General features: G+C 72.8%; 24 protein-coding genes. 19 read left to right on the plus strand and 5 right to left on the minus strand.

What is annotated here, in order from left to right; translation table 11 throughout:
* Positions 1 to 218: 218 nt before the first annotated feature.
* Positions 219 to 674: an ATP-binding protein gene (locus tag ACIHAA_RS18615; protein ID WP_399818361.1), complete on the plus strand. Its 456-nt coding sequence runs from the start codon at positions 219 to 221 to the stop codon at positions 672 to 674.
* A 52-nt stretch (positions 675 to 726) separates the two neighbouring features.
* Here ACIHAA_RS18615 and ACIHAA_RS18620 read toward each other — a convergent pair whose 3' ends face one another.
* Positions 727 to 2,313, minus strand: a complete 1,587-nt coding sequence (locus ACIHAA_RS18620; protein ID WP_399818363.1) for a glycerol-3-phosphate dehydrogenase/oxidase — start codon at positions 2,311 to 2,313, stop codon at positions 727 to 729.
* Positions 2,310 to 2,909 (minus strand): TetR/AcrR family transcriptional regulator, encoded by a 600-nt coding sequence (locus tag ACIHAA_RS18625; protein ID WP_399818366.1) that lies wholly within the window; start codon positions 2,907 to 2,909, stop codon positions 2,310 to 2,312. Before ACIHAA_RS18625 ends, ACIHAA_RS18620 begins: the two co-directional genes overlap by 4 nt.
* Positions 2,910 to 2,980: 71 nt before the next feature.
* Here ACIHAA_RS18625 and ACIHAA_RS18630 point away from each other — a divergent pair, with 71 nt between their 5' ends.
* The 6 genes from ACIHAA_RS18630 (at position 2,981) to ACIHAA_RS18655 (ending at position 9,108) form a co-directional block, all read left to right on the plus strand.
* Positions 2,981 to 4,579 (plus strand): FAD-binding oxidoreductase, encoded by a 1,599-nt coding sequence (locus tag ACIHAA_RS18630; protein WP_399818368.1) that lies wholly within the window; start codon positions 2,981 to 2,983, stop codon positions 4,577 to 4,579.
* 59 nt (positions 4,580 to 4,638) lie between these two features.
* Positions 4,639 to 5,517, plus strand: a complete 879-nt coding sequence (locus tag ACIHAA_RS18635; protein WP_399818370.1) for a YegS/Rv2252/BmrU family lipid kinase — start codon at positions 4,639 to 4,641, stop codon at positions 5,515 to 5,517.
* Positions 5,518 to 5,666: 149 nt separating this feature from the next.
* Entirely contained in the window at positions 5,667 to 6,161 is a 495-nt protein-coding gene (locus tag ACIHAA_RS18640; RefSeq protein WP_399818372.1) for a PaaI family thioesterase, read from the plus strand.
* A 151-nt stretch (positions 6,162 to 6,312) separates the two neighbouring features.
* Positions 6,313 to 7,107 (plus strand): SDR family NAD(P)-dependent oxidoreductase, encoded by a 795-nt coding sequence (locus tag ACIHAA_RS18645; RefSeq protein ID WP_399818374.1) that lies wholly within the window; start codon positions 6,313 to 6,315, stop codon positions 7,105 to 7,107.
* A 137-nt stretch (positions 7,108 to 7,244) separates the two neighbouring features.
* Complete coding sequence (locus ACIHAA_RS18650; protein WP_399818377.1) at positions 7,245 to 7,787, plus strand: hypothetical protein; 543 nt, start codon at positions 7,245 to 7,247, stop codon at positions 7,785 to 7,787.
* A 97-nt stretch (positions 7,788 to 7,884) separates the two neighbouring features.
* Positions 7,885 to 9,108: a DUF3566 domain-containing protein gene (locus tag ACIHAA_RS18655; protein ID WP_399818378.1), complete on the plus strand. Its 1,224-nt coding sequence runs from the start codon at positions 7,885 to 7,887 to the stop codon at positions 9,106 to 9,108.
* Between the two features lie 26 nt (positions 9,109 to 9,134).
* On the opposite strand, the gene ACIHAA_RS18660 is transcribed toward ACIHAA_RS18655, so the two are convergent.
* From ACIHAA_RS18660 to ACIHAA_RS18670, 3 genes are all read right to left on the minus strand, one after another.
* Entirely contained in the window at positions 9,135 to 9,638 is a 504-nt protein-coding gene (locus ACIHAA_RS18660) for a DUF6194 family protein (RefSeq protein WP_399818380.1), read from the minus strand.
* Between the two features lie 250 nt (positions 9,639 to 9,888).
* Positions 9,889 to 10,830 (minus strand): glyoxalase, encoded by a 942-nt coding sequence (locus tag ACIHAA_RS18665; RefSeq protein ID WP_399818382.1) that lies wholly within the window; start codon positions 10,828 to 10,830, stop codon positions 9,889 to 9,891.
* 441 nt (positions 10,831 to 11,271) lie between these two features.
* Positions 11,272 to 13,065, minus strand: a complete 1,794-nt coding sequence (locus ACIHAA_RS18670) for an AMP-dependent synthetase/ligase (RefSeq protein WP_399818384.1) — start codon at positions 13,063 to 13,065, stop codon at positions 11,272 to 11,274.
* A gap of 812 nt (positions 13,066 to 13,877) precedes the next feature.
* Here ACIHAA_RS18670 and ACIHAA_RS18675 point away from each other — a divergent pair.
* The 12 genes from ACIHAA_RS18675 to ACIHAA_RS18730 all read left to right on the plus strand — a co-directional run bounded on the left by ACIHAA_RS18675 (position 13,878) and on the right by ACIHAA_RS18730 (position 25,148).
* Positions 13,878 to 15,149 (plus strand): transcriptional regulator, encoded by a 1,272-nt coding sequence (locus ACIHAA_RS18675; RefSeq protein WP_399818387.1) that lies wholly within the window; start codon positions 13,878 to 13,880, stop codon positions 15,147 to 15,149.
* Between the two features lie 570 nt (positions 15,150 to 15,719).
* Positions 15,720 to 16,424 carry a 3-oxoacyl-ACP reductase FabG gene (fabG, locus tag ACIHAA_RS18680; protein WP_399818390.1) on the plus strand — a complete coding sequence of 235 codons (705 nt, stop codon included), beginning with the start codon at positions 15,720 to 15,722 and terminating at the stop codon, positions 16,422 to 16,424.
* 246 nt (positions 16,425 to 16,670) lie between these two features.
* Positions 16,671 to 17,765 (plus strand): beta-ketoacyl-[acyl-carrier-protein] synthase family protein, encoded by a 1,095-nt coding sequence (locus tag ACIHAA_RS18685; RefSeq protein WP_399818392.1) that lies wholly within the window; start codon positions 16,671 to 16,673, stop codon positions 17,763 to 17,765.
* On the plus strand, positions 17,762 to 18,310 hold the full coding sequence (locus tag ACIHAA_RS18690; RefSeq protein ID WP_399818394.1) for a beta-ketoacyl synthase chain length factor: 549 nt from the start codon (positions 17,762 to 17,764) through the stop codon (positions 18,308 to 18,310). Before ACIHAA_RS18685 ends, ACIHAA_RS18690 begins: the two co-directional genes overlap by 4 nt.
* The gene (locus tag ACIHAA_RS18695; protein ID WP_399818396.1) at positions 18,307 to 18,813 is read left to right on the plus strand and encodes a hypothetical protein; all 507 of its coding nucleotides are present in this window, start codon (positions 18,307 to 18,309) and stop codon (positions 18,811 to 18,813) included. The genes ACIHAA_RS18690 and ACIHAA_RS18695 overlap by 4 nt, the downstream gene beginning before the upstream one ends.
* A gap of 84 nt (positions 18,814 to 18,897) precedes the next feature.
* Positions 18,898 to 19,533, plus strand: coding sequence for a UbiX family flavin prenyltransferase (locus ACIHAA_RS18700; protein WP_399818569.1), 636 nt, complete (start codon positions 18,898 to 18,900; stop codon positions 19,531 to 19,533).
* Positions 19,530 to 21,002, plus strand: a complete 1,473-nt coding sequence (locus ACIHAA_RS18705; RefSeq protein ID WP_399818398.1) for a UbiD family decarboxylase — start codon at positions 19,530 to 19,532, stop codon at positions 21,000 to 21,002. Before ACIHAA_RS18700 ends, ACIHAA_RS18705 begins: the two co-directional genes overlap by 4 nt.
* 106 nt (positions 21,003 to 21,108) lie before the next feature.
* On the plus strand, positions 21,109 to 21,573 hold the full coding sequence (locus ACIHAA_RS18710) for a MaoC family dehydratase N-terminal domain-containing protein (protein ID WP_399818400.1): 465 nt from the start codon (positions 21,109 to 21,111) through the stop codon (positions 21,571 to 21,573).
* Positions 21,570 to 22,007 carry a MaoC family dehydratase gene (locus tag ACIHAA_RS18715; RefSeq protein WP_399818401.1) on the plus strand — a complete coding sequence of 146 codons (438 nt, stop codon included), beginning with the start codon at positions 21,570 to 21,572 and terminating at the stop codon, positions 22,005 to 22,007. The genes ACIHAA_RS18710 and ACIHAA_RS18715 overlap by 4 nt, the downstream gene beginning before the upstream one ends.
* Before the next feature lie 136 nt (positions 22,008 to 22,143).
* Positions 22,144 to 23,067: a 3-oxoacyl-ACP synthase gene (locus ACIHAA_RS18720; protein ID WP_399818403.1), complete on the plus strand. Its 924-nt coding sequence runs from the start codon at positions 22,144 to 22,146 to the stop codon at positions 23,065 to 23,067.
* A 111-nt stretch (positions 23,068 to 23,178) separates the two neighbouring features.
* On the plus strand, positions 23,179 to 24,258 hold the full coding sequence (locus tag ACIHAA_RS18725) for a C45 family autoproteolytic acyltransferase/hydolase (protein ID WP_399818405.1): 1,080 nt from the start codon (positions 23,179 to 23,181) through the stop codon (positions 24,256 to 24,258).
* A complete protein-coding gene (locus ACIHAA_RS18730; RefSeq protein ID WP_399818407.1) occupies positions 24,255 to 25,148 on the plus strand; it encodes a 4'-phosphopantetheinyl transferase family protein in 894 nt (297 codons plus the stop codon). Before ACIHAA_RS18725 ends, ACIHAA_RS18730 begins: the two co-directional genes overlap by 4 nt.

Raw genomic sequence — 25,148 nt, forward strand, 5'->3', positions numbered from 1 at the left:
GGTCACAGCCGCCCGACCGGGAGCTGTGACGCCGGGAGACCCGGCTAGCCCGTCCGGGTAGGCACTACGCCATGCGGCGACGGGCACCGCGATGCCGTGCCCGACGGGCACCCCGGTGCCGTGCCCATGGGGGCCGCGGGGGAGTGCGGGCACGCGGGGCCGCGGGGGGAATAGCGGTTCGGCAGGGAGGCGTTTTGCCCATTGGGAGGTGAGGTGCCGTGGGTACCCCGTACAGCGTCCGTGAGCACCGGGCCGGGGCGGGCCGGTATGCGCGCCGGGCGGGCCGGCCGCTCCACCGCCGCACCTGGCTGCTGTCCCGCCGTCCCGAGGCCGTGGGGCGGGCCCGCCGCCGTGCCCGGGCCTTCCTGGAGCACCGGCGGGTGGACCAGCCCACCGTCGACCGGGTGGTGCTGCTGGTGTCGGAACTGGTCACCAATGCCGTGGAGCACGCCCGGGCGCCGATCGTGCTGCATCTGCGGGTCGGGCCGCGGCGGGTACGGGTCGAGGTCACCGACGGCGGCCCCGCCCGCCAGGAGGCCGCCTGGGCGGCGAGCTGCGGTCCGGGCGAGCACGGCCGGGGCCTGTGCATCATCGACGAGATCGCCACGGCCCACGGCGACCGGCTCGGGCACTGCCGCGCCCTGCACTGGGCGGACCTGACCACCGCCGCCTGACACCTGCCCGCACCGCCCCCCGCCGACGGCGGGGAGCGGTGCGCGGCGCCCGTCAGCGGGCGCCCGGGACCTCGCCGAGCACGTCCCGCGCGGTGTCCAGCGCGGAGGCGCGGTCCTCGGGGACCAGTCCGATCCGGGTGCGGCGGTCCAGCAGGTCCGCCGCGTCCAGGGCACCCTCATTGCGTACGGCCCACAGCAGTTCGGCGCGGGTGACCGGGTGCCCTTCGAGCACCGGTTCGGCCAGCCGGGGGTCGCTCGCAGCCAGCGCGTGCACGGCCGGGGCCTCGGTGCCGTAGCGGTTGACCAGGCGGCGGGGTGCGCGCAGGGCGCCCAGCTCGGCGGACGGTGCCGCGCCGACCAGCGGCAGGGCGGCGGTGGGGGAGGGCCCGGCCGTCAGGCGGTGGGCCGCGACCACGGCGTCCACGGCGTCCTCGGCCATGCGCCGGTAGGTGGTGAGCTTGCCGCCGACCACGGTCACCACACCCTCGCCGGAGGTGAGGACGGCGTGCTTGCGGGAGATGTCGGCCGTCGCCCCGCTGCCCCCCTCCGACGTGGTGTCGAGCAGGGGACGCAGCCCGGCGAACGCGCCCACCACGTCGTCGCGGTGGACCGGGACGTCCAGCGCGGAGCCGAGGACGTCGAGCAGGAAGCCGATGTCGGTCTCGGGCACGGAGGGCACCTCCGGCACCTCGTCCACCGGCTCGTCGGTGAGTCCGACATAGACCCGGCCGTCGCCCTGCGGCAGTACGAGGACGAAGCGGTTGGTCTCGCCGGGGATCGGGATGTGCAGCCCGGCGGGCAGGAAACCGAGGCGGTCCGAGCGCAGCACCAGATGGGTGCCGCGCGAGGGGCGTATCCGCACCCCGTCCACCAGGCCGCCCGCCCAGACACCGGAGGCGTTGATCACCGCGCGGGCGCGGATCTCGCCCTCGCGGCCGGTGAGTTCGTCGCGGACCCGGGCCCCGGACCCGGTGAGCTCCAGCGCCCGTACCCGGGTCAGGATCCGCGCGCCGTGGGCGGCGGCCGTGCGGGCGACCGCGGTGACCAGACGGGCGTCGTCGGTCACCCGCCCGTCCCAGGAGAGCAGCCCCCCGCGCAGTCCCGCACCGCGCAGGACGGGAGCCAGATGGTGCGTCTCCGCCGCGGAGAGCCTGCGCGGCGCGGGCAGCGTCGCCCGGGCCGTGCGGGCGGCCAGGCGCAGTGAGTCACCGGCCCGGAAACCGGCCCAGGCCAGGGCGGCCTGGCCGCGGGAGACCAGCGGGGTGAGCGGCAGCACGAAGGGCTGTGCGTGCACCAGGTGCGGGGCGGTGCGCTCCATCAGGATGCCGCGTTCGCGCGCGCTCTCATGGGCGACGTCGAACTGCGCGGAGGCGAGATAGCGCAGCCCGCCGTGGATCAGCTTGGAACTCCAGCGGGAGGTGCCGAAGGCCAGGTCGTGGGCGTCGATCGCCGCGACCGTCAGCCCGCGGGCCGCCGCGTCCAGGGCGGCACCCGCGCCGGTCGCGCCGAGACCGACGACCAGGACGTCCACGGGCGGCCCGCCGACGGTCTCGTCCAGTTCGCGGAGACGGCGGGCGGCGGTCAGGGAGGTGCCCGGAGCGGTCCGCCCCGAGGGGGCCGGGCTGCTGCTGGAGCTCATGGTGTGAGGGTCCTCTCGAGGATGGTCCGCAGTTCTCCGTAGAAGGCCTCGGTGCCCAGGTCGGCGTCGTCCTCCTCGGTCATGGTGCGCAGCGACAGGGTGAAGGACTGGGCGACCAGGAGCAGGGATCTGGCCTGCCGTTGGGGGTGGCCGGGGCGGACCGACCCGTCCGCGTGGCCCGCTACCAGGACGTCGGCGAGCAGTTCGAGGAGGGCGTCCTGACTCGCGCCGCGCCGGTCGAGTACATAGGGGAGCAGGAGTTCGGGATCGACGTCGATGATCTTGCAGAAGAGCGGATGGGTGCGGAAGGTGTCCACGCCCCGCACCAGCCCCTCCACGATCAGGGTGCGGGCGTCCATGCCCCCGCCCGGCTCGGGCATCGCGGCGGTGGCCGCCTCGATCCACTCCCGGGTCATCAGATCGCCGACCAGTGACCGCACATCGGGCCAGCGGCGGTAGAGCGTCATCCGGGAGACCCCCGCGCGGCGGGCCACGTCGGTCAGGGTGGTGCGCCGGACGCCGACGGCCAGCACGCAGTCGCGGACCGCGTCGAGCACCGGATCGCTGTCCGAAGCGTTGTGACGAATAGGCGTCATGTGTCACAGTGTAACGCGCCCTGCGGCGGAGCAGGAGACGGCACATTCAACGACCGGTAAGGACAGGCACCATGGACATGCTGTGGAGCGGCTGGGGCGACCCGGCCTCGGCGACGCCGCTGCCCGAGACGGTGATCGGGCTGCTGCGCGACCTGCTCGGGGTGAAGCCCCGCGGCGCGGGGCCGGTCGCCCTGGACGGCATGGCCGTACCCGAGTCGCCCCTCGGCCCCTCCGCGCGGCAGGCCCTGGCCGCCGCCGTCGGCGGGGAGGAACATCTGCGCACCGACGCCGAGTCCCGCATCCGGCACACCCGCGGCAAGTCCACCCCGGACCTGCTCCGCATCCGCGAGGGCGACCTGAGCGACATCCCCGCCGCCGTGGCGCTCCCCGCCGACCACGACGAGGTCCTCGCCGTTCTGCGGGTCTGCGCCGAACACGACCTGGCCCTCGTCCCCTTCGGCGGCGGCACCTCCGTCGTCGGCGGCCTCACCCCCGAGCGGCAGCGCTCCTTCGTGGCGCTGGACCTGCGCCGGCTGAACGCGCTCCTCGACCTCGACCCGGTCTCCCGCACCGCCACGCTCCAGCCCGGCCTGCGCGCCCCGCACGCCGAAGCGCTGCTCAACGACCACGGCTTCACCCTCGGCCACTTCCCCCAGTCCTACGAGTGGGCCAGCATCGGCGGATTCGCCGCCGCGCGCTCCAGCGGGCAGGCGTCCGCCGGGTACGGCCGCTTCGACGAGATGGTGCTCGGCCTCACCGTCGCCACCCCCCAGGGCACCCTGGAGACCGGCCGCGCCCCGCGCTCCGCCGCGGGCCCCGATCTGCGCCAGCTCGTGCTGGGCTCCGAGGGGGCGTTCGGCGTCATCACCTCGGTGACCGTGCGGATCCGCCCCGTCCCGCGCACCCGTGTCTACGAGGGATGGCGCTTCGACACCTTCGAGCAGGGCTCGGCGGCCCTGCGGCGCCTGGCCCAGGACGGGCCGCGGCCGACCGTGCTGCGGCTGTCGGACGAGAGCGAGACGCTCATCGGCCTGGCCCAGCCCGACGCCATCGGCGCCTCAGGACTGCCGCAGGCCGCCGGATGCCAGGCGATCGTCGGCTACGAGGGCACCGAGGAGGACACCGCCCACCGCCGGGAGCAGGCCGCGGCCGTCCTGCGCGACTGCGGCGGCACCTTCCTGGGCGAGGAACCGGGGGAGCGCTGGGCCCACGGCCGCTACTCGGCGCCCTATCTGCGCGACGCGCTCCTGGACGCCGGGGCGTTCGCCGAGACACTGGAGACCGCCGCCTTCTGGTCCCGGCTGCCCCAGCTGTACGCCTCCGTCCGCGACGCGCTCACCGCCACGCTCACCGAGGCCGGCACACCGCCCCTGGTGATGTGCCACATCTCCCATGTCTACGAGAACGGCGCCTCCCTGTACTTCACCGTGGTCTCGGCGCAGGGCGACGACGACCCCGTGGCACACTGGGCGCCCGCCAAGCATGCGGCCAACGAGGCGATCCTGGCGGCGGGCGGCACCATCAGCCACCACCACGGCGTGGGCACCGACCACCGCGACTGGTACGTCCGCGAGGCGGGACCCCTCGGCGTCGGAGCCCTCCAGGCCGTCAAGCGGCGCCTGGACCCCGCCGGACTGCTCAACCCCGGCGTCCTGCTGCCCGCCGACTGACCCCGCCGCACCCCACCGCTCTCGTCCACGACCCGTCAGGCGCCTCCGGAGGCACACCGATGCGACAGTTCACCGCCATCGTCAACCCCACCGCCGGCGGGTCCGCCGGGGTCGCGGTGCTGCTTCAGGTGGCCCGGCTGCTGCGGGAGGCCGGGGCCGAACTCCACACCGAGTACAGCAGGAGCCTGCCGCACGCCCAGGAGCTGGCCCGGGCGGCCGGGGAGCGGCAGCGGGTCGTCCTGGCCGTCGGCGGTGACGGGATCGTCGGCGGCATAGGCGGTGCCCTCAGCGGCACCGACACGCTCTTCGGCCTCGTCCCGGCCGGACGCGGCAACGACTTCGCCCGCGCGCTCGGCCTGCCCACCGAGCCCGAGGCCCTGGCCCGGGTGCTGCTCCACCACGCACCCCGCTCCGTCGACACCATCGAGGTGGAGACCGTCCGTGGCCGCAGCGTCGCCCTCGGCAGCGTGTATGCGGGCGTCGACGCGCTCGCCAACCGCCACGCCAACCAGTCCACCCTGCTGAAGGGCGCCGCGTCCTACTACGCGGGCGGACTGCGCGCCGTCGCCTCCTGGCGCCCGGCCGCCTACCGGGTCACCGTCGACGGCGAGGAGCTGACGCACCGCGGCTACACCGTGGTCGCCGCCAACTCCCCGTACTACGGCTCCGGCCGCATCATCGCCCCCGAGGCCCGGGTCGACGACGGGCTCCTGGACGTGGTGATGATCCGCGAGGCCCCGCGCCGCCTCTTCTTCGCCCTGATGAACGAGCTGAAGGCCGGGACGCACATCCACCGGCCCGAGGTGCGGATGCTGCGGGGCCGGGAGATCCGTATCGAGGCCGACCGGCGTCTGCCGTGCGGCGCCGACGGCGAGGTCGACGCCGTCCTCCCGGTCACGGCCAGGGTGCTGCCGGGGGCGCTCTCGGTCCTGTGCTAGGCGGGCGGTTCCCGTCCCGCGCCGGTGGGTGCTCGCCGCACCGCTCCGGTGGGTGCCGCCGGTCCGGAGCTGCTGACTTTCGTCACTGACAGTCAGCTGGGCGGGCGGCTAGCTTCGCCTGGCGGAACCAGACGAGGAGGCCCCGGGGCATGGGGAGAACACGTACCTACGCATGGGACGACCCGGCGGTCACCGCGGCGGCCGCGGGACGCACCTCCGGTCTGGAGTTCCTGCGCGAACTGCTGGCCGGGCGCCTCCCCGCACCGCCCGTCGTCGCGACCCTGGGCATGGCGCTCACCGAAGTGGAGCGGGGGCGGGTGGTCTTCTCCCTGGTCCCCGGCGAGGAGCACTACAACCCGATCGGCAGTGTGCACGGCGGTGTCTACGCGACCCTCCTCGACTCGGCCGCCGGATGCGCCGTCCACTCCGTCCTGCCCGAGGGCATGGCGTACACCTCGCTGGATCTGACGGTGAAGTTCCTGCGGCCGGTCACCGTGGACACGGGTGAGATACGGGCCGTGGGCACCGTGCTCAGCAGCGGCCGCCGCACCGCCCTCGCCCAGGCCCAGCTGCTCGACGGCGCGGACCGGCTGCTCGCCCACGCCACCAGTTCCTGCGTCCTGTTCCCGACGTCCGGGTCCTGAGGGCGGGCCTTCCGCTGCCTCGCGGCGGGCGCCCGACGCCGTAGCCCGTGCCCGTGGCGGCCATCCGGGGGGCGTGATCCCGGAACTCCCGTGGGGGAGCGGCCGCAGGGGTACCCAGTCCAGTGCACGCACACGAAAGGGCTGGGACGAGATGCAGATCGATCTGAAGGGCCGTACCGCACTGGTGACCGCTTCCACGCAGGGCATCGGCGCGGCGATCGCCGCCGGACTGGCCCGGGCCGGGGCCCGGGTGGGTGTCAACGGCCGTACCGCCGAGCGGGTCACGGAGAGCGTCGCCCGGCTGGCGCGGGAGGTGCCCGGGGCGGACGTCCTGCCGGTCACCGCGGACGTGGCCACCGAGGAGGGCGCGCGTCAGGCCCTCAAAGCACTGCCGGACGTCGACATCCTCGTCAACAACCTCGGCATCTTCGGCGCCGAGGACGCCCTGAAGATCACCGACGAGCAGTGGCGGCGCTACTTCGAGGTCAATGTGCTGGCCGCGGTGCGGCTGACCCGCCTGTACCTGCCGGGCATGTGCGAACGCGGCTGGGGGCGCGTCCAGTACATCGCCAGTGACTCGTCCGTGGTCATCCCCGCCGAGATGATCCACTACGGCATGTCCAAGACGGCGCTGCTCGCGGTGGGCCGCGGATTCGCCAAGCAGGCCGCGGGCACCGGAGTCACCGTGAACTGCGTCCTGGCCGGCGCCACCCACACCGGGGGCGTCGAGGACTTCGTCTACGAACTCGTCGGCCGTGAGCTGCCCTGGGACGAGGCCCAGCGGGTGTTCATGCGCGAGCACCGCCCCCAGTCGCTGCTGCAACGGCTGATCGAGCCCGAGGAGATCGCCCATATGGCCGTCTACCTCAGCTCCGACCAGGCCTCGGCCACCACCGGCGGCGCGCTGCGGGTCGACGGCGGCTACATCGACGCCATCGTGCCGTGACCGGATCCCCCGTGCACCGCCCTGAGATGCGGAAGCGCGGGGCTGCACATAGCGTCTGAAACGCATCTCGGTGGGGGACGGCACCGGGCGCCGCGCCGCCGTGCGCAGTGCCCGTTCGGCATGGGAGGCCGTCGGCCATGCGCACCACAAGTATCCGCCGCCGCGGACCCGGCGGACCGCCCCTGCCGCAGCGCTGGCGTGAGGCGGCGGACCGGCACCTCACCCCGGTCCAGCGGTCACTGCTGATCACCTGGGTGTCCTTCGGAGCCACCTTCGCCTCCGTACGGGTCATCACGCATGGCATCCGGGGCGGTTGGCTGCCCTGGGGAAACCTCTCCGCGGGCGGAGAGCACCTGCACCACTACAACATCGGGATCGTCACCCTCGCCGGTCTGGGACTGATCGCGGTACGCGGCGACGAACGGGCCGTCGGGCATCCCGCCGTCGCGGCCGCCTACGGCTGCGGGACCGCGCTGATCTGCGACGAGTTCGCGCTGCTGCTGGACCTTCAGGACGTCTACTGGGCCAAGCAGGGCCGGATCAGCGTCGATGTCTCCCTCGGAGTGTTCTCCGCGCTGGGGACGTATCTGACGGCCCGGCCCTTCTGGCACGAGGTCGGCCGCGTCACGGGCCGTCACCTCGCCTCCGCGGCCCGGGGCGGTGCGCGGTCTGCCGTCTGAGGCGACGGCCCCGGTCCGTCGCACCGGCGGTGTGCGCCTGTCCGGCGGATCCGGTTTTGACGCGAGCAGCCGTTGCATGCGGCACGAGGAGGATGGCATGAGCCAGGGCAAGCGCCCTACGGAGTCCGGACAGCGGCAAGGCGCCGGAAGCGAGGCCTCCGGCCGGGACCGCGGCCGCGGGGGGACCGGGCCACGCCGCCGTACCGCACCACCGGCCGCCGACCCGGACTCCGGCCCCTCGGCGGCGGACAGCCCCCGGACGAGCCGAGCGGGCAAGGGCAAGGACACCCCCCTGTCGGCCGCCCCGCCGACGGCACCGAGCCGGTCGCCGGGGGCGAAGGCCTCGGGCGCCGCGGGGGCGGGAGGACGGCAGGGACCGGAGAAGGGTGCCTCCGGCGGCGCGGGTACGGGGCGTCGGCCTACGACGCCGCCGGGGCGCGCGGGGCGTGCGGGGCGGGGGAGCGGTGCGGGAACGGGTGCGTTGGGGGCGCGGGGTGCATCGGCGGTGCGTGGGGAGGGGACTGCGAGTGGGGAGGGGGCTGCGCGTGGTGTGGGGGCTGGGAGAGGCCGGGCGCCGGGGGCCGCGGAGGCGGGAGGCCGTCCGGCGTCGGCTGCCGGGTCCGGCAGCCGCCCACCGACGGTCAGCACGGCGCCGCAGGGCCCGGTGGCCGGGAAGGGCACGCCCTCGGGCCGCGCGACCTCGCCGGGCGCGGCGGCCGACAGCCATGCGCAGGCGGTGACTTCGCCGCCCCGGGGCGCGGCGTCGGCAGACCGTCCCGCACCGGGTGCTCCGGCGCCGGAACACCCGTCGCCGTCAGGCCCGCTTGCCGTGGATGCTCAGTCGGAGCGAGAGGACTCGCAGCCGCAGCCGCAGCCCGGCGACGGGGCAGAGCCGGTGTGTGCCGAGCGGCGGCGGCGGTGGCCCGCTCCCGCGCCCGCGCCGCGGTGGCGCAGGACACGGCTGCGGATCTCCGCGGCGGAACCCTGGTCGGTGATGAAGGTCGGCCTGCTGGTGTCGGCGGGTCTCGGGCTGTGCGCGGTTGTGGCCGTGACACTGGTCTCGATCATGCTGATCGTGCTGGGCCAGGAGCCGGTGGTGTCGCTGGGCTGGGAGACCACCGTCGGCCTCACCGTCGTCGTCGTGATCGTGGAGGTGGTCCTGTTCACCGCGCTGGCGACGCTGGTGGCCTTCCTCTTCAACTGGTGCTCGGACGTCGTCGGCGGGGTCGAGATGACTCTTGCCGAGGAGATCCCGGCCGGTCCGGAGCAGGTGCCCGACGCCGCGCCCGAGGACGACCGGCTCCAGGCGCCCCCGGCGTAACACCTGCCTCGCGGGCCGTGGATCCTTCATCGCGTCGTTGAGTCGGCGCGTCGCTCATGGCGTGAGCGTGCGAGGTGATGGGCCGCACGCAGCAGTTCACGTGTTGACGCTTCGGTGCGCTCGCCCGGGTTCACCACTGCCAGCCAGCCGACGGTGCCGTAGACGGGGTGCGCGATCACGGTGTCGGTGGTGCTGGGGTCGACTTCGGCGGAGGCCGGTTCGCGCGGTTCATGACCGGTCCACCGGGTGAACGCCTCCTTCCCGGCGGCGATGTTCACGCGGAAGGTGTCCGGGCGGTCCAGACGCGATGCCTCGTCGCCGGGGTAGTTCTTGGTCACGACAGTCGCGAACGGCTGGGCCGTCGTCGGAGTGGCGCCGTCAGGGGCGTAGTAGAAGAAGGTGTCTCCCCAGCTGATGTCCGGCGTGCCGTCGCCGGGGGCGGGCCTGATGGTCAGGACGCCGTCGAGGCCGCCCACGAAGCCGATGATCTCGTCGATGGTCATGTGCTCCAGCGTTCCATGGAAGTGCATGTGGAGTCTTTGAGACCGAGAGAGAAGGATGGCAGGCCAGGGAAGCCGCCGACGCGATCTCCGGCGAGCCGGTGCGCTGGCTGCCAGGGACGCCGGCATCACCGCTCGGTCCAAGGCCCTCCTCGACGGGGCCACCGCACTCAGTGCCGTGCTCTCCCTTCACGGGCGGCCGACCTGACCCGCCCCCGCCCCTGGTGCGTACCGGACTTGCCCCTCCGCGGAGCTCCGCCGAGGGACAAGTCCGGCCGGGTCAGCGCGCTGCTCGCGCTGCGTGCGTTGCGTGGATCTCGGCGATGTACCCGCCGGGGAACTGCACCAGGGCACTGTCGCGTCCGGCCGCGGTGACGGGGCCCCACAGCACGTTCGCCCCGGCCGCCCGGGCCTTGGCCAGTGTCGCGGACAGGTCGGTCGCCTCGTAGCCCGTCTGCTCACGGCCGAAGGGGTACGGCAGATGGCCGTCCGTGACGGTCACCACCGTCTTGCCGAAGCCCGACTCGATCGCGATCCGGCGGTACGTCGTCCCGGGCAGGCCGATAGTGGCGCCGTCGGCCCTGCGGTCGTCCGCGGTGATGTGGCCCTGGGTGAAGCGCAGGTAGGACCGCAGGAAGGCGGAGGCCGCGTACGGCGACACATAGAGCCGGTTCTCCGGCACGGTCGCCAGGGGCGCGTAGTGCGGCGGGGTGGTGTGCCAGTAGAGCTGGGCGTGGATCCCGCCGGGGAACTCGATGACCGCGTCCCTGCCGATGGGATCGGCGAAGGGGGCCACCTGGACGTCGGCGCCCGCGGACAGCGCCGACTTCACGGCGGTGTCCAGGTTCGTGGTCAGCCAGCCGGTGCGTTCCGTCCCGAAGGGATAGGGGACCGGGGTCTGGAAGTCGAAGACCGACAGGGTGCCCACCGGGGAGAGGACCAGCTCCGAGAGGGTCTGGCTGGGGGTGGGGGTGACATCGGTCAGCACCGGCTGGGTGTTCGTGCCGCCGAAGGTGCTCTCCCAACTGGTCACGAACGCCTGGAGGGAGCCGTGCGCCACATACACATGGGTCGAGTCGTACTGCGGGCCCACCGAGATCCGGTGGCTCGCGGATACCGCGGCCGTGTCCCGGCTCGTGGGCGGGCTCGCCCCGGCCGGACCGGCCAGCGCCGAGGCGACCAGCGCGGCGGCGAGCAGAGAGACAGCGGAACGCCACCTCATGGAGTGTCCTTTCTGGTGAACGCCCACGGCGGCGGACCGGTCGGACCGGTCGTCCGTGGGAGGAATGTGGCCCCGTTCGTCGGGAGGCGCGGCACTGGCCGGGGGATCACCGGGGTGCTGCCGCGGCGGCCGGGACGGCGTAGGGCGTCGCCGAGGCCGCGAGGGCGGCGGCCCCCACCGTCGTGGCGGTCGGCAGGCGATGTGACTGCATGCTCGGTGCCTCTCTCCTCCACGGCTGCCCGGACCGGTGGGCACGGTGCGCGTCCGTGTTCCACGGTAGGGAGTTGACGGACCGTCGGATGCGCTCCGAGCGCACGGCATCGTGCCTCAGAGTGAAGTCCGGCAGTCCGGGTTCTCCCTCCCCGGGGCATGAGTGAGGCCCCCGGGATGCTTCCCCGGGGGCCTCACTCCGCGGTCCGGCCGCGAAGGCCGTCGGTCCGCTCAGGCGGTGTAGAGGGACTCGATCTCGCCGGCGAAGTCCCGGAGCACCACATGGCGCTTCAGCTTCAGCGACGGGGTCAGATGACCGGAGGTCAGGGTGAACTGGTGGTCCAGGATGTGGAACTTGCGGACGGACTCGGCCTTGGACACCGCCGCGTTGCCGTCGTCCACCGCCCGCTGGATCTCGGCGAGAAGCCCGGGGTCGTCGCGCAGCGCCGCCAGGGTCGTCCCCGCGGGCTTGCCGTTCTGTTCCGCCCAGCGCGGCAGGAACTCCTCGTCGATGGTCACCAGGGCCGCCACAAAGGGCTTGCCGTCGCCGACCACCATGCACTCGGCGATCAGCGCATGCGCCCGGATGCGGTCCTCGATCACGGCCGGGGCGACGTTCTTGCCGCCCGCGGTGACGATGATCTCCTTCTTGCGGCCGGTGATGCGGAGATAACCTTCCTCGTCCAGGGAGCCGAGGTCACCGGTGTGGAACCAGCCGTCCATGAGCGAGGCAGAGGTCGCCTTCTCGTTGTTCCAGTACCCCTGGAAGAGGTGCTCGCCGCGCAGCAGCACCTCGCCGTCCTCGTCGATGCGCACCGAGGTGGACGGCAGCGGCAGCCCCACCGTGCCGATCTTCTGCCGGTCCCACGGGTTCAGCGTGGTCGCGGCGCAGGACTCCGCCAGACCGTAGCCCTCCAGCACGGTGAAGCCGAGGCCGCGGTAGAAGTGGCCGAGACGCTCACCGAGCGGGGCGCCGCCGGAGATGGCGTGCCGGGCCCGTCCGCCCAGGACCGCGCGCAGCTTGCCGTAGACCAGGCGGTCGAAGAGCTTGTGCCGCAGCCGCAGGGCGAGACCAGGGCCTGCGGAGGTCTCCAGTGCCCTGCTGTACTCGATGGCCGTGTCCACGGCCTGGTCGAAGATCTTGCCCTTGCCGGTCGACCGGGCCTGCGCCCGCGCCGAGTTGTACACCTTCTCGAAGACGCGCGGCACGCCCAGCAGGAAGGTGGGCCGGAAGGAGGCCAGTTCCCGGGTGATGTCCTTGATGTCGCTGACATGTCCGAGCTTGACCGGTGCCATCATGGCGCCGATCTCGACCACGCGGCCGAGGACATGGGCGAGCGGCAGGAAGAGCAGGACCGAGGAGTCCTCGGCGAAGATCGGCTTCATCCGGGCGATGGTGTTGCCGCACTCCGCGAGGAAGTTGCGGTGGGTGAGCACACAGCCCTTGGGGCGGCCGGTCGTGCCGGAGGTGTAGACGATGGTGGCGAGCGAGTCGGCACCCGCCGACGCGATCCGCTCGTCGACCTGAGCCTCCGTCACATCGGCGCCGAGCGTGACGAGTTCGTCCACTCCGCCGTCGTCGATCTGCCAGAGGTTCTTCAGCAGGGGGACCCGCTCCCGCACCTGCTCGACGATCTCCTGGTGCGCCCCGGTCTCCACCACGCAGGCCACGGCCCCGGAGTCACCGATGATCCATTCCACCTGCTCGGCGGAGGACGTCTCGTATACGGGGACGGAGACCGCGCCGGCGCTCCAGATGGCGAAGTCCAGCAGAGTCCACTCGTAGCGGGTCCGGGACATGAGGGCCACCCGGTCACCCGGCTGGACGCCGGACGCGATCAGCCCCTTGGCGGCGGCGCGCACCTCGGCGAGGAAGGCGGTGGCGGTGACGTCCTGCCACTGCCCGGAGACTTTGCGGGCGAGCACCGCCCGGTGGGGGAATTCGGCCGCGTTGCGGACGGCGACCTGCGCGAGGTTGCCGTCCGCCGGGACGTCGTATAAGGCGGGAACGCTGAACTCGCGCAAGGCTGTTGCTCCTTGTCGACGTCGACATCGGTGTCGGCTGCGGCGTCGGGCCGGCCGCGTCAAGAGCGAGTGTCCGACAGTCCGAACAGAACCAGCCGTAGACGGACCCTACCAGCCAGTAAGGGAAGCGGTACAGATGCACGCCGTGCACACTTCGTGAAGCCCTCCCTATGAGTCTTCATCTTCACATCACCGGGGGGTTGATCAGGAAGGCTCGATTCCTCTGTCATGGAGGGCATGCCCGATCCTAATCTGTTCGGCATGGCCCCTCTACCGACTGGTAATGCCCTACGAGCCCGGCCGTTTCGGCCAGTTGAGGAGGGAGTGTGCACCTACCGAGGGAGCGGACCGAGGCCCGCTCCACGGCTCCCGGCCGCCGCGGCCCGCCCGGCGCCGCCGCGCCCCGGCGCCTCGGCCGGTCCCCGCCCGGGCCGGTGGCGGAGCGGGGGTGCCACTGCGGCTGCCTGAGGACGGTTCCGAGAAGGCTTCGGTGTGCTTCCTGCGCCACGGCGATGCCCGCGTGAGCTCCCGCGCGCCGCTACGACACCGATTCGCCCTGCGTGATATCGAGTTCTGTATTCCGTACCACAGTCGACGACCTTCGATACGACCGCCCGATCCTCGGTGGCGTCGGCAGAACGAAGAACGTTTCAACCGAGAGGTACCACGCAATGTACAGCCAAACAAGAACTGTAGCTTCGACGAACCGCCACCGCCATCCTCTGGCCGTTCTGCGCTCCAGGGCTGGTTTGACCCATGGCGAGTACGCGCGCCTGATCGCCACGACACATGCGGAGTTGGGATTCGGCCAGATGGCCGCACGCCGTGAGAAGGTCTCCCGCTGGGAGTCCGGACGTGCCGTGCCGGAGCGGACCGCCCAGCTCGCGATCGCGCACATACACGCCGTTCCCCACGCGGAGGTGCTGAGACTGGACTGGCCGGAATGGTTGCACCTGGCCAACGGAGACGCCCGGCAACTGGAATTACCCTGGACGACCTCCGCCGTCCCCGAAGCCATACTCGACGCCATCGCCGGACGTGAGGAGAGCCAGCAGGACTACCTCCTCGCGACCGGCTGGGCCGCCAGGTCGCTGATGGAGAACTGGCTGGACGCCATGACCGAGGAGATGGCCGCGCATCCCGCGGGTTCCATCAGCCCGGCCACAGGCCGGGTGCGGGGGCCCCGTCTGGGAGGCGGGACCGAATCCGTGCTGGAGGCCTGTACCCGGCTGCGCACCCTGCACCGCTTCGCGGCCACCTTCTCCGCGGGCTGGCTGGTGGCCGCCAGTGAACTCGAACTGCGCCATCTGGCCGACCACTTCCTCTCCTCCCCGGAGGCCCTGAACTCGGGCCGGGAGCTGCTGGTGCTCGCGGCCGAGGGCCTGGCCGTGTGCGGCTTCATCGCCCGGCTCCAGGGCCAGCACGTCGGCGCGCAGCGGTACTACGTCGCGGCGCTGCGATGTGCGACCGCGGCCAACGACCCGGAGACCGCGGCGGCGATCGTCACCCTGCACGTCGGCCAGTATCTGGATCTCCATCTGCACGAGGAGGCCGCCGAGTTGATCGAGGCGGTCAAGAAGTTGTTGCGCCACGACCAGGTGCAGGTCACGGACCCGACCCTGCTGGCGCTGCTGCACACGCAGTCGGCCCGGGTCCATGCGCAGCGCGGTGACGACCTCAGCCGCAGAAGGGCGCTGACCGTGGGGCGGCATGCGCTGACCAGCGCGACCTCCCCGGGCGGGATCCGGATTCTGCCGCTGCGGTCCGAGGACTGGCTCAGCTGTATGGACGCGGTGTCCCTGCTCGATCTCGACCAGCCGGATCGCGCCATCAGGCATTTCGAGCCGGTGCTCGCCGAGCACCGGCCGGAACTCCAACTGCCCCCGTGCGTCCACGCCATGTATCTGCTGCGTGCGGCCGAGACCCAGGTCGCACTGGGAGACGCGACCGCCGGTGCGGAGTCCGCCAATCGGGCGGCGACGCTGCTCGGCGGTGTACGGGCGGCGGCGTCCGAGCGGGTGCGGCTCGCCCTACGCGCCTACGCCCATCTCCCGGAGGTCACCAGGTTCCTGGACTCCGCCTAGGGTCTTTCGTTTGGATCGGGCCGGGTCAGGGAGCGGTGCCAGGGCCCGCGAGCCCGGCATGATCCGAAGTGGGGCCGGGGGAGGGGTGGGGCGAGCGGCACCACCGGGGACCGGAGGCACCGGCCCGGCTCCCGCGGCAGTACGGAATTCGGCCGTCCGGCATGCGTCACAGCGCTGCCGGGCGGCCGAGTGCTTTCCGGGGGAAGACAGGGGTGTGCGGGACGGGAACGGGACCGTGGGGAGGGGGCGGGGCGCCGCGGCCGCCCGGAGGGTGCCTCCGGCGCACGGTCGCCCTCTGTAGCAACGCTCCCGGTGCCGCGTCAATGCGCAACCGATGTGCCTTCGGGGTGCCCCGTGGGGCCGTACGACCGCGAGGCACACGCTAAGCACATGGGTGGCTGTGGAAAATTCCGGCACGTTGCGATGAGATTTCGGTGCCCGTCCCGAACGGTCCCACGAACCCCAAAGGGCTCGCACCCCAAGGGCGCGAGTTTCTCCGTGCGGCCGGGGCCGGGCAGTGTTCTGGATGTTTTTCGCGACCATCACGACCATCAGGCTGGAGATTTGCTCATGAGCCGTTCTGTCCTGGTTACCGGCGGCAATCGCGGAATCGGGTTGGCCGTGGCACGGCGGCTCAGCGCCGGTGGTGACCGGGTGGCGGTGACCAGCCGGTCCGGCGAGGCGCCCGAGGGCCTGCTCGCCGTGCCCTGCGATGTGCTGGACCCCGCCGCCGTGGACGAGGCGTTCGAAAAGGTCGAGGCGGCCCACGGACCCGTCGAGGTCCTGGTGGCGAACGCGGGCATCACACGGGACGGCCTGCTGATGCGGATGACCGAGGACGACTTCACCTCGGTGATCGACACCAACCTGACCGGCACCTACCGGGTGCTCAAGCGCGCCGTGCGGCGCCTGATGCGGGCCCAGGCGGGACGGGTGGTCCTCATCTCCTCGACCGCCGCGCTCAGCGGGGTCGCCGGGCAGGTCAACTATGCGGCGTCGAAGGCCGGACTGATCGGCATGGCCCGCTCGCTCGCCCGCGAACTCGCCCCGCGCGGCGTCACGGTGAACGTGGTCGCGCCCGGACTCACCGACACCGACATGAGCGCCGCCCTCAGCGCGGAGCAGCGCGAGCGGATCGTGGGCCAGGTCCCCCTGGCCCGGATGGCCGACCCCGACGAGGTCGCCGCGGCGGTCGAGTTCCTGGCCTCGCCCGCGGCCGGCTACATCACCGGCGCGGTCGTGCCCGTGGACGGCGGCATGGGAATGGGCCACTGACGTGCCCCCGTTCATGCCGCGGCCCGGCACGTGCCGCGGCGGAAAAGGCAAAGCCCCGGCGGCCGGACGCATTTGTTCCGCCAAGGGCCCACAAAGAATTCGGAGGTGCCCGGCCGAAATCGGCCGAGGGCAATTCTCCGGGCCCGCCGACATGACGTACGGGCGAATCGCACCGAAGCTGGGAGGCTACAGGTGAACCCGCAAACTGGACCCGGCCGGACCGGCCGGAGGGTCGCCGTCACCGGGATGGCGGTTACCACGGGTTACGGCCATGGTGTCGACGCCCTGCGCGACGGGATCTACTCCGGCGTACCCGCCTTCACTCCCGTGACGAGGTTCGACACCAGCAGGTACCGGGTCGGCGTCGCCGCCCAGGGCCCGGCCGAGCTGGACCTCGACACGGAACTGAAGACACTGACCGAGGAGGCCTGCAAACAGGCCGGACTCTCCGACCAGGACCGGGCCGACACCCTCTTGGTCGCGGCCCGGCACGCGGACCCCGCGGTGTCCCGGCTGCCCCGGGAGGAGCAGGAGACCCGGCCGATCGGCGAGACCGCGCAGTGGCTGGCCCGCGACTGCGGCCTCGGCTCCGCCGGACGCACCTACATCAACGCCTGTGTCGCCGCCAGCACGGCCATCGCGGAGGCGGGTGCGCTGATCTCCTCCGGCCGCCGCGACCGCGTGGTGGTCGTCGCCGGTCACCTGGTGGACGCCGAGTCCTTCACCACCTTCAACGCGGGCAAGGCGCTGGCCGCCGACGGGCGGCTGCGGCCCTTCAGCTCCGGCCGCAAGGGGCTGCTGCTCGGCGACGGGGCCGGTGCGGTCGTCCTGGAGGCGGCCGACAGCCGCGAGGACCTGCGCCCGCTGGCCCACCTCGACGGCTGGGGCATGGCGGGCGACGCGCACCATGTCTGCCAGCCGCACCCGCAGGGCCTCGGCATGGCGCGCTCCATCGAACTCGCCCTCGCCCGGGCCGGACTGGGTCCGCAGCACCTGGACTACGTCAACGCCCACGGCACCGGCACGCCGTACAACGACTCCGCGGAGACCGCCGGACTGCACCGCGCCTTCGGGGAGCACGCGGAACAGATACCGGTCAGCTCGACCAAGTCGATGCACGGCCACGCCCTCCAGGCGGCCGGGATGGTCGAGTTCGTCATCTGCGTCCTCGCGCTCCAGTCGGGACGCCTCCCCGTCAACTCCGGTTATCTCGGGCCCGATCCCGACTGCCGCCTCGATCTCGTCCTCGACACCCCGAGGGAACGCATGGCTCAGCATGTCATCAGCCTCAACTCCGCCTTCGGTGGCGCCAACACCGCTCTGGTGGTGAGCGCGGCATGACGACCACCGCATCGAAGACCGTCACCCTCCAGCACATCGTCTGGCCCGCCGGGGGAGACCTCGAACCGGCCCCGAACCTGCCCGGGTTCACCGCCTCGCCCTTCGGCCCGATCATCGCCCATGTCGCGGACCTCTGCCTCGGCGGCGAATGGGGCGAGCCGCCCGCGCCGCCCGAGCGGGCCGGGCACACCGGGATGGTCATGGTCTCCCGGCTCGGCGACATGGCCACCGAGGCCGCCGTCACGGGGTCGGTGGACGCCGGTACGAAGGCCTCGCCGCTGCTCTTCTACCAGTCGGTGCCCAGCGCCGTCCTCGGTGTCGTCTCGGCGCGCTGGGGACTGGGGGGTCCGGTCATCTGCATCAGCCCGGCCGGGGACCCGCTCGCCGAGGGGCTGGAACTCGCGGAGCTGCTGATCGAGGACGGCAGCGCGGCGGACGTCCTGGTGGTGCTGGTCGAACTGGCCGTCCGCGAAGGGGACCGGGACCGGGCCGAGGCGCTGCTGGTGACCGCCCCCGCACCGGACGGGCAGGAGGGCGCGGCATGACGGACAGCGGCCTGGAGTTCCCGCTCTCCACCGAGATCGCCATGCTGCGGCAGTCCTGGTGGCTGCACGACGCCCGCTGGTACCAGGCGGTGAAGACCCGCTTCGGCCAGGAGGTCGCCAACGAACTCAACGCCGAGGTGATGAAGTTCGTCGCCCGGCGGGTCGCCACCCTGTACAGCCGCCGCCATCCGGTGGCCCCGGACAGCACGCCCAAGGAGGTGGCCGGGACCCTCGAAGCCCTGGCCCGCCTGATGTTCTCCTCGATGGTCCGGCTCGACTCCGCCGAGATCGACGACGAGGACGGCACCTGGGAGACGGTCGTCAGCGAGCACTTCGCGTTGAAGATGCTCGCGGCGAGCCGGTCGCTGGAGGGCTATCAGTGCCCCTGCCTCGATCTGCGGGCCGGCTGGTTCGAGGGCCTGAAGGTCAAGGCCGACGACGAGGTCGTCGAGTGCATGCGCGAGGGGGCGGAGGCCTGCCGCTTCCGCGCCTGCCTGAGATAGCCGGACGCGTGAGGGCGCGGGTCCGACCCAGACACAGGTCCGACGCAGACACAGGTCCGACAGCGAAGGAGTGAGGTGCAGGCGATGCGACTGGTCGTGGCCATCACCGGCGCCACCGGAGTGGCGCTGGGCGTCCGGCTGCTCGAGGAGCTGCGGCTCCACGAGGAGGTCGAGACGCATCTGGTGATGAGCCGGTGGGCGCGGGCGACCCTGAAGGCCGAAACGGACCTGACGGCTCATCAGGTGAGCGCGCTCGCCGATGTGTCGTACGCCCCCGACGACCAGGGCGCGGCGATCGCCTCCGGCTCGTTCCCCGTGGACGGCATGGTCGTCATGCCGTGCAGCATGAAGACCCTGGCCGCCATCAGGACCGGATACGCCGACGGCCTGGTCGCCCGGGCCGCCGATGTGACGCTCAAGGAGCGGCGCAAGCTCGTCCTCGTGCCCCGGGAGACCCCGCTCGGCGACATCCACCTCGACAACCTGCTGGCGCTGTCCCGGGCGGGCGCCGTGGTCCTGCCGCCCATGCTGACCTTCTACAACCGCCCGGCCACCGTCGAGGACATGGTCGACCACATCGTCGCCCGGGTCCTCGACCAGTTCCACATCGCCTCGCCGCGCGCCCGCCGCTGGCAGGGGCTGCCGGGCGCCGCCCTCCCCGCGGCCCGCCCCGGCCGTCAGCCCGTCATCGCGAACTCCCCCGGAGGGCCGACCTCATGAGCCATATCGTCGACCTGCGTGCCTATATCGACGCACTCGCCGCCCTCGGCGACCTGAAGACCGTCGGCCGCCCGGTGAGCGCGGACCTCGAAGCGGCGGCCCACACCCGGCGCTCGTACGAACTGCGCGCCCCCGCACCGCTGTTCACGGACGTCGTCGAGGACCGGATCGGGATGCGGCTGTTCGGCGCGCCCGCCGGGGTGAGCGCCCGCCCGGACATGCCCCTGGCCCGGATCGCGCTCTCGGTGGGCCTGCCGCCCGAGACCGACGCCGCGACGCTGGTGGACCATCTGGTGCGCACCCGCGACGCCGCTCCCGTACCGCCGCGGACCGTGTCCCGCGAGAACGCCCCCTGCAAGGAGAACGTCCTGCTCGGGGACGAGGCGACCCTGGACCGCTTCGCCGTGCCCCGCATCCACGAGGGGGACGGCGGGGACTACCTCAACACCTGGGGCGTCATCATCGCCAAGACGCCCGACGGGCAGTGGACCAACTGGTCCATATCGCGGATCATGAAGCTCGACGGCAAGCGCATGACCGGCCTGGTGGTCCCCCCGCAGCATCTCGGCCTGGTCTGGCAGGCCTGGGCGGAGCGCGGTGAGCCGATGCCCTACGCCCTGGTGCAGGGCGGCGCCCCCGCCATCCCCTTCGTCGGCGGCATCCCCCTGCCGCGGGGCGTGGACGAGGCCGGCTACATCGGCGCGCTGCACGGCGAACCCCTCGACCTGGTCCGCTGCGAGACGATCGACCTGGAGGTCCCGGCCCACGCGGAGGTGGTGATCGAGGGCCATCTCTCGGCGGAACGCGACAGCCTGGAGGGGCCGTTCGGCGAGTACGCCGGATACGCCTCGACCCACACCTCCCTCCAGCCGGTGTACTCGGTGGAGGCGATCACTTACCGGGACCGGCCGATCTGGCCGGTCGTCGCCGAGGGCCGCCCGGCGGACGAGTACCACACCGTGACCGGCACCGGCCGGGCCGTGAACGTGCTGCACGCCCTGCGCCGCGCCGACCTGCCGGTGACCACCGTGTGGATGCCCTTCCTCGCGGCCATGCACTGGACCGTGGTCACCGTGCCCGAGGACTGGCGCGCCGCCCTCCCGGGCGTCGACTCCGCGGAGTTCGTACGGCGTATCGGCGAGGCCATCCACAACAGCGGCGGCCCCAGCGCCATGATGCCCGTCACCTTCGTGCTCGACGACGACATCGACCCCGCGAACGAGGCCGACCTGCTGTGGGCGCTCGCCACCCGGCTGCATCCCCGCGACCGCAGTGCGGCCTGGGACGGTGTGGTCCTGCCGTTCATGACCTGCTACTCGGAGGAGGAGCGCAAGGCGATGCGCGGCCCGAGCGTGGTCCACGACGGGCTGCTCCCCGCCTGGGGCGAGGGGCGGATGCGCCACAGCTCCTTCGCCCAGGCGTACCCGGCCGACGTCCGCCGCAAGGTCGTCGACCACTGGGACGACTGACCCGCGCACCCGCCACCGCAACGCCCCGCACCCGCCGACGACCGGCCCCGCCGGGCGCCCCGCCCCTGCCCGAGAACGACCACCGACTTCCCACCGATGGAGCGTCATGACGCTGAACCCGAAGTGCGTCGGGACGACATACCCGCCCGCACAGCCCTACCCCGTGGAACCGCAGACGATCCGGCGCTTCGCCGAGGCCGTCGGCGACCCCGCTCCCGTGTACACGGACCCGGAGGCGGCACGGAGCCTGGGGCATCCCGACGTCCTCGCGCCCCCCACCTTCCCCTTCGTCGTCGTCGCCCGCGCGATGGAGGAGGTGTTCCGCTACGAGGACATCGGCTTCGACCCCACCTACCTCATCCACGGCAACCAGCGGTTCGACTACACCCGTCCGGTGCGGGCGGGCGACCGCCTGGTCACCACCCTGGAGATCACCGGGGCGCAGACGCTGCGCGGCCGGGACGTCCTCGGACTGCGCGCCGACCTCGCGGACGCCGACGGCTCGCCCGTCGTCAGCACGCACATGACCTTCGTGTCCCTGAGTGCCGTGGAAGGCGGTGAGCCGCGATGACGACCGGCGTGACGATCAGTGCCAAGGACGTGACCGTGGGGGCCGAACTGCCGCCCAGGACCGTCATGTTGAGCCGTACCGACCTGGTGCGGTACGCGGGTGCCTCCGAGGACTTCAACCCCGTCCACTGGAACCCGAGGGTGGCCCGGGAGGCCGGACTGCCCGATGTGATCGCCCACGGCATGCTCACCATGGCCCTCGCCGCGCGCACGGTCACCGAGTGGACGGGCGACCCGGGCGCGATCGTGGAGTACCGCACCCGCTTCAGCAAGCCGGTCGTGGTGCCGGACGACGCACAGGGCGCGACCGTCGAGGTCCGCGGCACCGTCGCCGCCCTCCTCGACGACGCCCGCGTCCGTATCGACCTCGTGGTGACCTGCGGCGGCACCAAGGTGCTCAGCGAGGCACGGGCCGTCGTACGCCTGCCCTCGTGACGGACCGGACCGGGAGGTGCGGCGGCCCCGCACCCGATCCGCCGGGCCTCCGGCCGACCCACGACGACCGGGAACCCGCGCCGCCCCCAGTCGGCGGACCCCCACTCGACTGCCGAGCGAACGGAAAACAGGACGGATGAGCAGTTCACCGGCTTTCCTCGTCGCGCCCCGCTATGTGCTGGGCGAGATCGAGGAACCTCACACCGCCCTCACGGACCTCGCCTCCCGCGCGGCGCACTACGGCATCCCCATGGCGCCCCGCACCTGGGGCTGGGGCAGCTACTTCCGCACCGAGCGCAGCACGGTCGAGCTGGCCGTCGCCAGCGGCACCGCCACGCTGGAGGCGTCCGGCGTGCCGCGCGGTGCGGTCGACGGGGTGATCGTGTGCACCAGCTCCTTCCCCGGCTCCGTCGACGACCACGCCGGATTCCTCGGCGCGGTGCTGAACGGACTGGCTCTGACCGGGGTGTCGTTCGCCTTCGGCATGACCCTCAACCGGTGCAACAACCTGCTCGCGGCCCTCAACGTCGCCGCGTCGCTGGTCCGTTCCGGAAGCCGCCGCCGGATCCTGGTGGTGACCACGGACCGGATCGCCGACGAGGCCGTACGGCTGGAGAAGTTCGCACTGTTCAGCGACGGCGCGGCGAGCTGCCTGGTGAGCGCCGAGGAGGGACCCGACGGCTTCGCGGTCCTCGCCGCGGCCTCGGCCCAGGACACCGAGGTGCTCGGACTGCGCGACCAGATCGACTCCCGGCTCGCCGTCACCGTCAACGAGGAGCTGGAACGCGCCACCGGCATACCGCCGGAGAAGATCACCGCCCTGCTCCCCGCCAATCTGGTCCGCCCGCTGATCACGATGAAGGAGCGTCAGGCGGGCTTCGCGGCCGCCCAGATGCGCACCGGCAACATCGAGCGCCTCGGCCACTGCTTCGCCGCCGATCCCCTGATCAACCTCGTCGACCTCCTCGCCGCGGGCGAAGGGGAGCCCGACGGGCTCTATCTGCTGGCCTCCAGCGTCCCGGGCGCCCGGCACGGCGTCCTGCTCCGCAAGCTCACCTGACGTCGAAATGAGGTGTCCGTTCATGGTTAGGGTCGGGAAGAGGACCGCCGCGGCGGCCGGGCCGACACACCGTATGCCGACCGGTGCCCGCGCCGTCCGAGGGGTGGCACGGTGACCGCGGCCCCGGCCCCCTTCCTCCGGCTCACCGGGGACCCCTTCGAGCTGGGACGGCAGCACGGCGCCACCCGGGCCGCGGAGTTGCGCGCCTTCCTCGACGACGGTCTCGCCCGGCTGAACCACCTTCTGGACACCCCCCTCTCCCTCTCCTCGCTGACCGGAACCCTCGGCGACTTCGAGAAGGAGATATCCTCCGCCACACCCGAACTGGCGGAGGAGATACGCGGTCTCGCGGCCGGGGCGGGCATCAGCCACTCCGAGGCGCTGCTGCTCCAGCTGCGCCGGGAGCTGACCGGCTACCGCAGCACCCGGCGGCCGCACGGCGACTGCACCACCTACGCCCGGGTGGACGAGGGCGGCCCGCACACCGTCCTGGCGCAGACGGTCGACCTCAACGGCAACCTCGACGACCAGACCGCTGTGCTGTCCCTCAGCCGCACCGGATCCCCCCGGCAGGTGCTGATGCTGAGCTTCGGCGGCCTGCTCGGCTACCTCGGGATGAACAGCGACGGCCTGGCCGTCGGCATCAACCTGGTGCTCGGCGGGCAGTGGCGGCCCGGGCTGCCGCCCTATCTCGCCGTACGCCATGTCCTGGACAGCGCCGGGTCGGTGGAGGAGGCGCTCGATCTGCTGGCGGGGCTGCGGCTGGCCAGCTCCCGGTCCCTGACCCTCTGCGACGCCACCGGTGCCGCCGCCTGCGCCGAGTTCCTGGACGGGCGGATGCATGCGGTCCGGGCCCCGCAGACGGTCCACACCAACCACTTCCTGCACCCCGGGTTCATCCCCTTCGACGAGCTGAACGTCTTCGCCAAGAACTCCTCGCTGCGCCGACTGGACGCGTGCACCGTCCGGTTGAGCGCCCTGCCCGTCCCGGCCTCGCCGCGCGACCACCTGGCCCTGCTGTCCACCCCGCCGATCTTCGTGCCGGACAACGGCGACATCCGCCGTGAGCGCACGGTCGCGGTGGTGGCGATGCGCCCGGCCGTCGGCGACATGCATCTGCTGGGCTCCCGGCCCACCGAGCCGCCCCAGGTCTTCACGGCCCGGGACACCACCGGAACGGCGGGGCCATGACGACCCGACTCACCCCCCGCGACGGCACCGCCACCGGATCACTGCCCGCCTGGGACTCCTGGGGCGAGGGCTGGCTCGTCGACCTGCACACGGCCGGGCACCCCTGGGACGACGAGGCCCGCCGCGGCGAACTGTCGGCGGCGGAGACGGCGCGCGCGGAGCGGTTCCGCAGCCCCGCCGCCGCGCTCACCTACGTACGGGCCCGGTCCACCGTGCGCCGGGCGCTCGCCCGGACGCTCGGCGAGCACCCGGCGGCGGTGCGGATCACCACCGCGCCGGGCGGCGCCCCGGTCCTGCCCGACCACCCGGGGTGGCACCTCAGCTGGTCGAGGTCGGGGCACATCCTGCTGGTGGCGGTGCGCCGGGGCGAACCGGTCGGCGTCGACGTCGAGACGATACGGACCGTCCCGTCGCCCGCCAAAGTGCTGCGGACCGTCTACCCGGGCGCCCCGGCGCTCGCGGACCTGGACGAACCCGAGGCGTTCTTCTCGGCCTGGACGCTGCTGGAGGCGGCGGTCAAGGCGACCGGGCGCGGTCTGGCCCGCGGCGGCCGGGACGTACGGCTGTACCGGCCGCCCGGGGCGCGCCGCTGTGTGCTCGCCGGGATCGGCGGTGCGGGCACGGTGCCCTGGCGCGGCCGCACCGACCGGTTCGAGACGCCGTCGTCCGGCCGTACCGGCGATCCGGCCCGGGTGAGGGACCCGGCCCAGGTGATGACGGCGGTGGTGACCCGGGGCCGCACCGCCCCGGCCCTGCGCCTGCACACCTGGCGGCTGCCGGAGGCCGGCCCCTCGCCGCGCACCGCACCGCCGCCGGTCACCGCGGCGGCACCGCGCACCGCACCCCCGCCGCACTGTTCCGCCCCCCATGACAACCACAGCAGGAGGTGA

The organism is Streptomyces sp. NPDC052040, assembly GCF_044548405.1.
Taxonomy (GTDB): domain Bacteria; phylum Actinomycetota; class Actinomycetes; order Streptomycetales; family Streptomycetaceae; genus Streptomyces.

Bases quoted from the DNA above. Each gene is read 5' to 3' on its own strand.
- ACIHAA_RS18620 (WP_399818363.1), bottom strand. From the start codon at position 2,313: ATGAGCTCCAGCAGCAGCCCGGCCCCCTCGGGGCGGACCGCTCCGGGC.
- ACIHAA_RS18625 (WP_399818366.1), bottom strand. From the start codon at position 2,909: ATGACGCCTATTCGTCACAACGCTTCGGACAGCGATCCGGTGCTCGAC.
- ACIHAA_RS18705 (WP_399818398.1), top strand. From the start codon at position 19,530: ATGAGCCATATCGTCGACCTGCGTGCCTATATCGACGCACTCGCCGCC.
- ACIHAA_RS18695 (WP_399818396.1), top strand. From the start codon at position 18,307: ATGACGGACAGCGGCCTGGAGTTCCCGCTCTCCACCGAGATCGCCATG.
- ACIHAA_RS18660 (WP_399818380.1), bottom strand. From the start codon at position 9,638: ATGCACTTCCATGGAACGCTGGAGCACATGACCATCGACGAGATCATC.
- ACIHAA_RS18665 (WP_399818382.1), bottom strand. From the start codon at position 10,830: ATGAGGTGGCGTTCCGCTGTCTCTCTGCTCGCCGCCGCGCTGGTCGCC.
- ACIHAA_RS18645 (WP_399818374.1), top strand. From the start codon at position 6,313: ATGCAGATCGATCTGAAGGGCCGTACCGCACTGGTGACCGCTTCCACG.
- ACIHAA_RS18730 (WP_399818407.1), top strand. From the start codon at position 24,255: ATGACGACCCGACTCACCCCCCGCGACGGCACCGCCACCGGATCACTG.
- ACIHAA_RS18630 (WP_399818368.1), top strand. From the start codon at position 2,981: ATGGACATGCTGTGGAGCGGCTGGGGCGACCCGGCCTCGGCGACGCCG.
- ACIHAA_RS18710 (WP_399818400.1), top strand. From the start codon at position 21,109: ATGACGCTGAACCCGAAGTGCGTCGGGACGACATACCCGCCCGCACAG.
- ACIHAA_RS18720 (WP_399818403.1), top strand. From the start codon at position 22,144: ATGAGCAGTTCACCGGCTTTCCTCGTCGCGCCCCGCTATGTGCTGGGC.
- fabG (WP_399818390.1), top strand. From the start codon at position 15,720: ATGAGCCGTTCTGTCCTGGTTACCGGCGGCAATCGCGGAATCGGGTTG.
- ACIHAA_RS18650 (WP_399818377.1), top strand. From the start codon at position 7,245: ATGCGCACCACAAGTATCCGCCGCCGCGGACCCGGCGGACCGCCCCTG.
- ACIHAA_RS18690 (WP_399818394.1), top strand. From the start codon at position 17,762: ATGACGACCACCGCATCGAAGACCGTCACCCTCCAGCACATCGTCTGG.
- ACIHAA_RS18715 (WP_399818401.1), top strand. From the start codon at position 21,570: ATGACGACCGGCGTGACGATCAGTGCCAAGGACGTGACCGTGGGGGCC.
- ACIHAA_RS18700 (WP_399818569.1), top strand. From the start codon at position 18,898: ATGCGACTGGTCGTGGCCATCACCGGCGCCACCGGAGTGGCGCTGGGC.
- ACIHAA_RS18675 (WP_399818387.1), top strand. From the start codon at position 13,878: ATGGCCGCACGCCGTGAGAAGGTCTCCCGCTGGGAGTCCGGACGTGCC.
- ACIHAA_RS18685 (WP_399818392.1), top strand. From the start codon at position 16,671: ATGGCGGTTACCACGGGTTACGGCCATGGTGTCGACGCCCTGCGCGAC.
- ACIHAA_RS18635 (WP_399818370.1), top strand. From the start codon at position 4,639: ATGCGACAGTTCACCGCCATCGTCAACCCCACCGCCGGCGGGTCCGCC.
- ACIHAA_RS18640 (WP_399818372.1), top strand. From the start codon at position 5,667: ATGGGGAGAACACGTACCTACGCATGGGACGACCCGGCGGTCACCGCG.
- ACIHAA_RS18655 (WP_399818378.1), top strand. From the start codon at position 7,885: ATGAGCCAGGGCAAGCGCCCTACGGAGTCCGGACAGCGGCAAGGCGCC.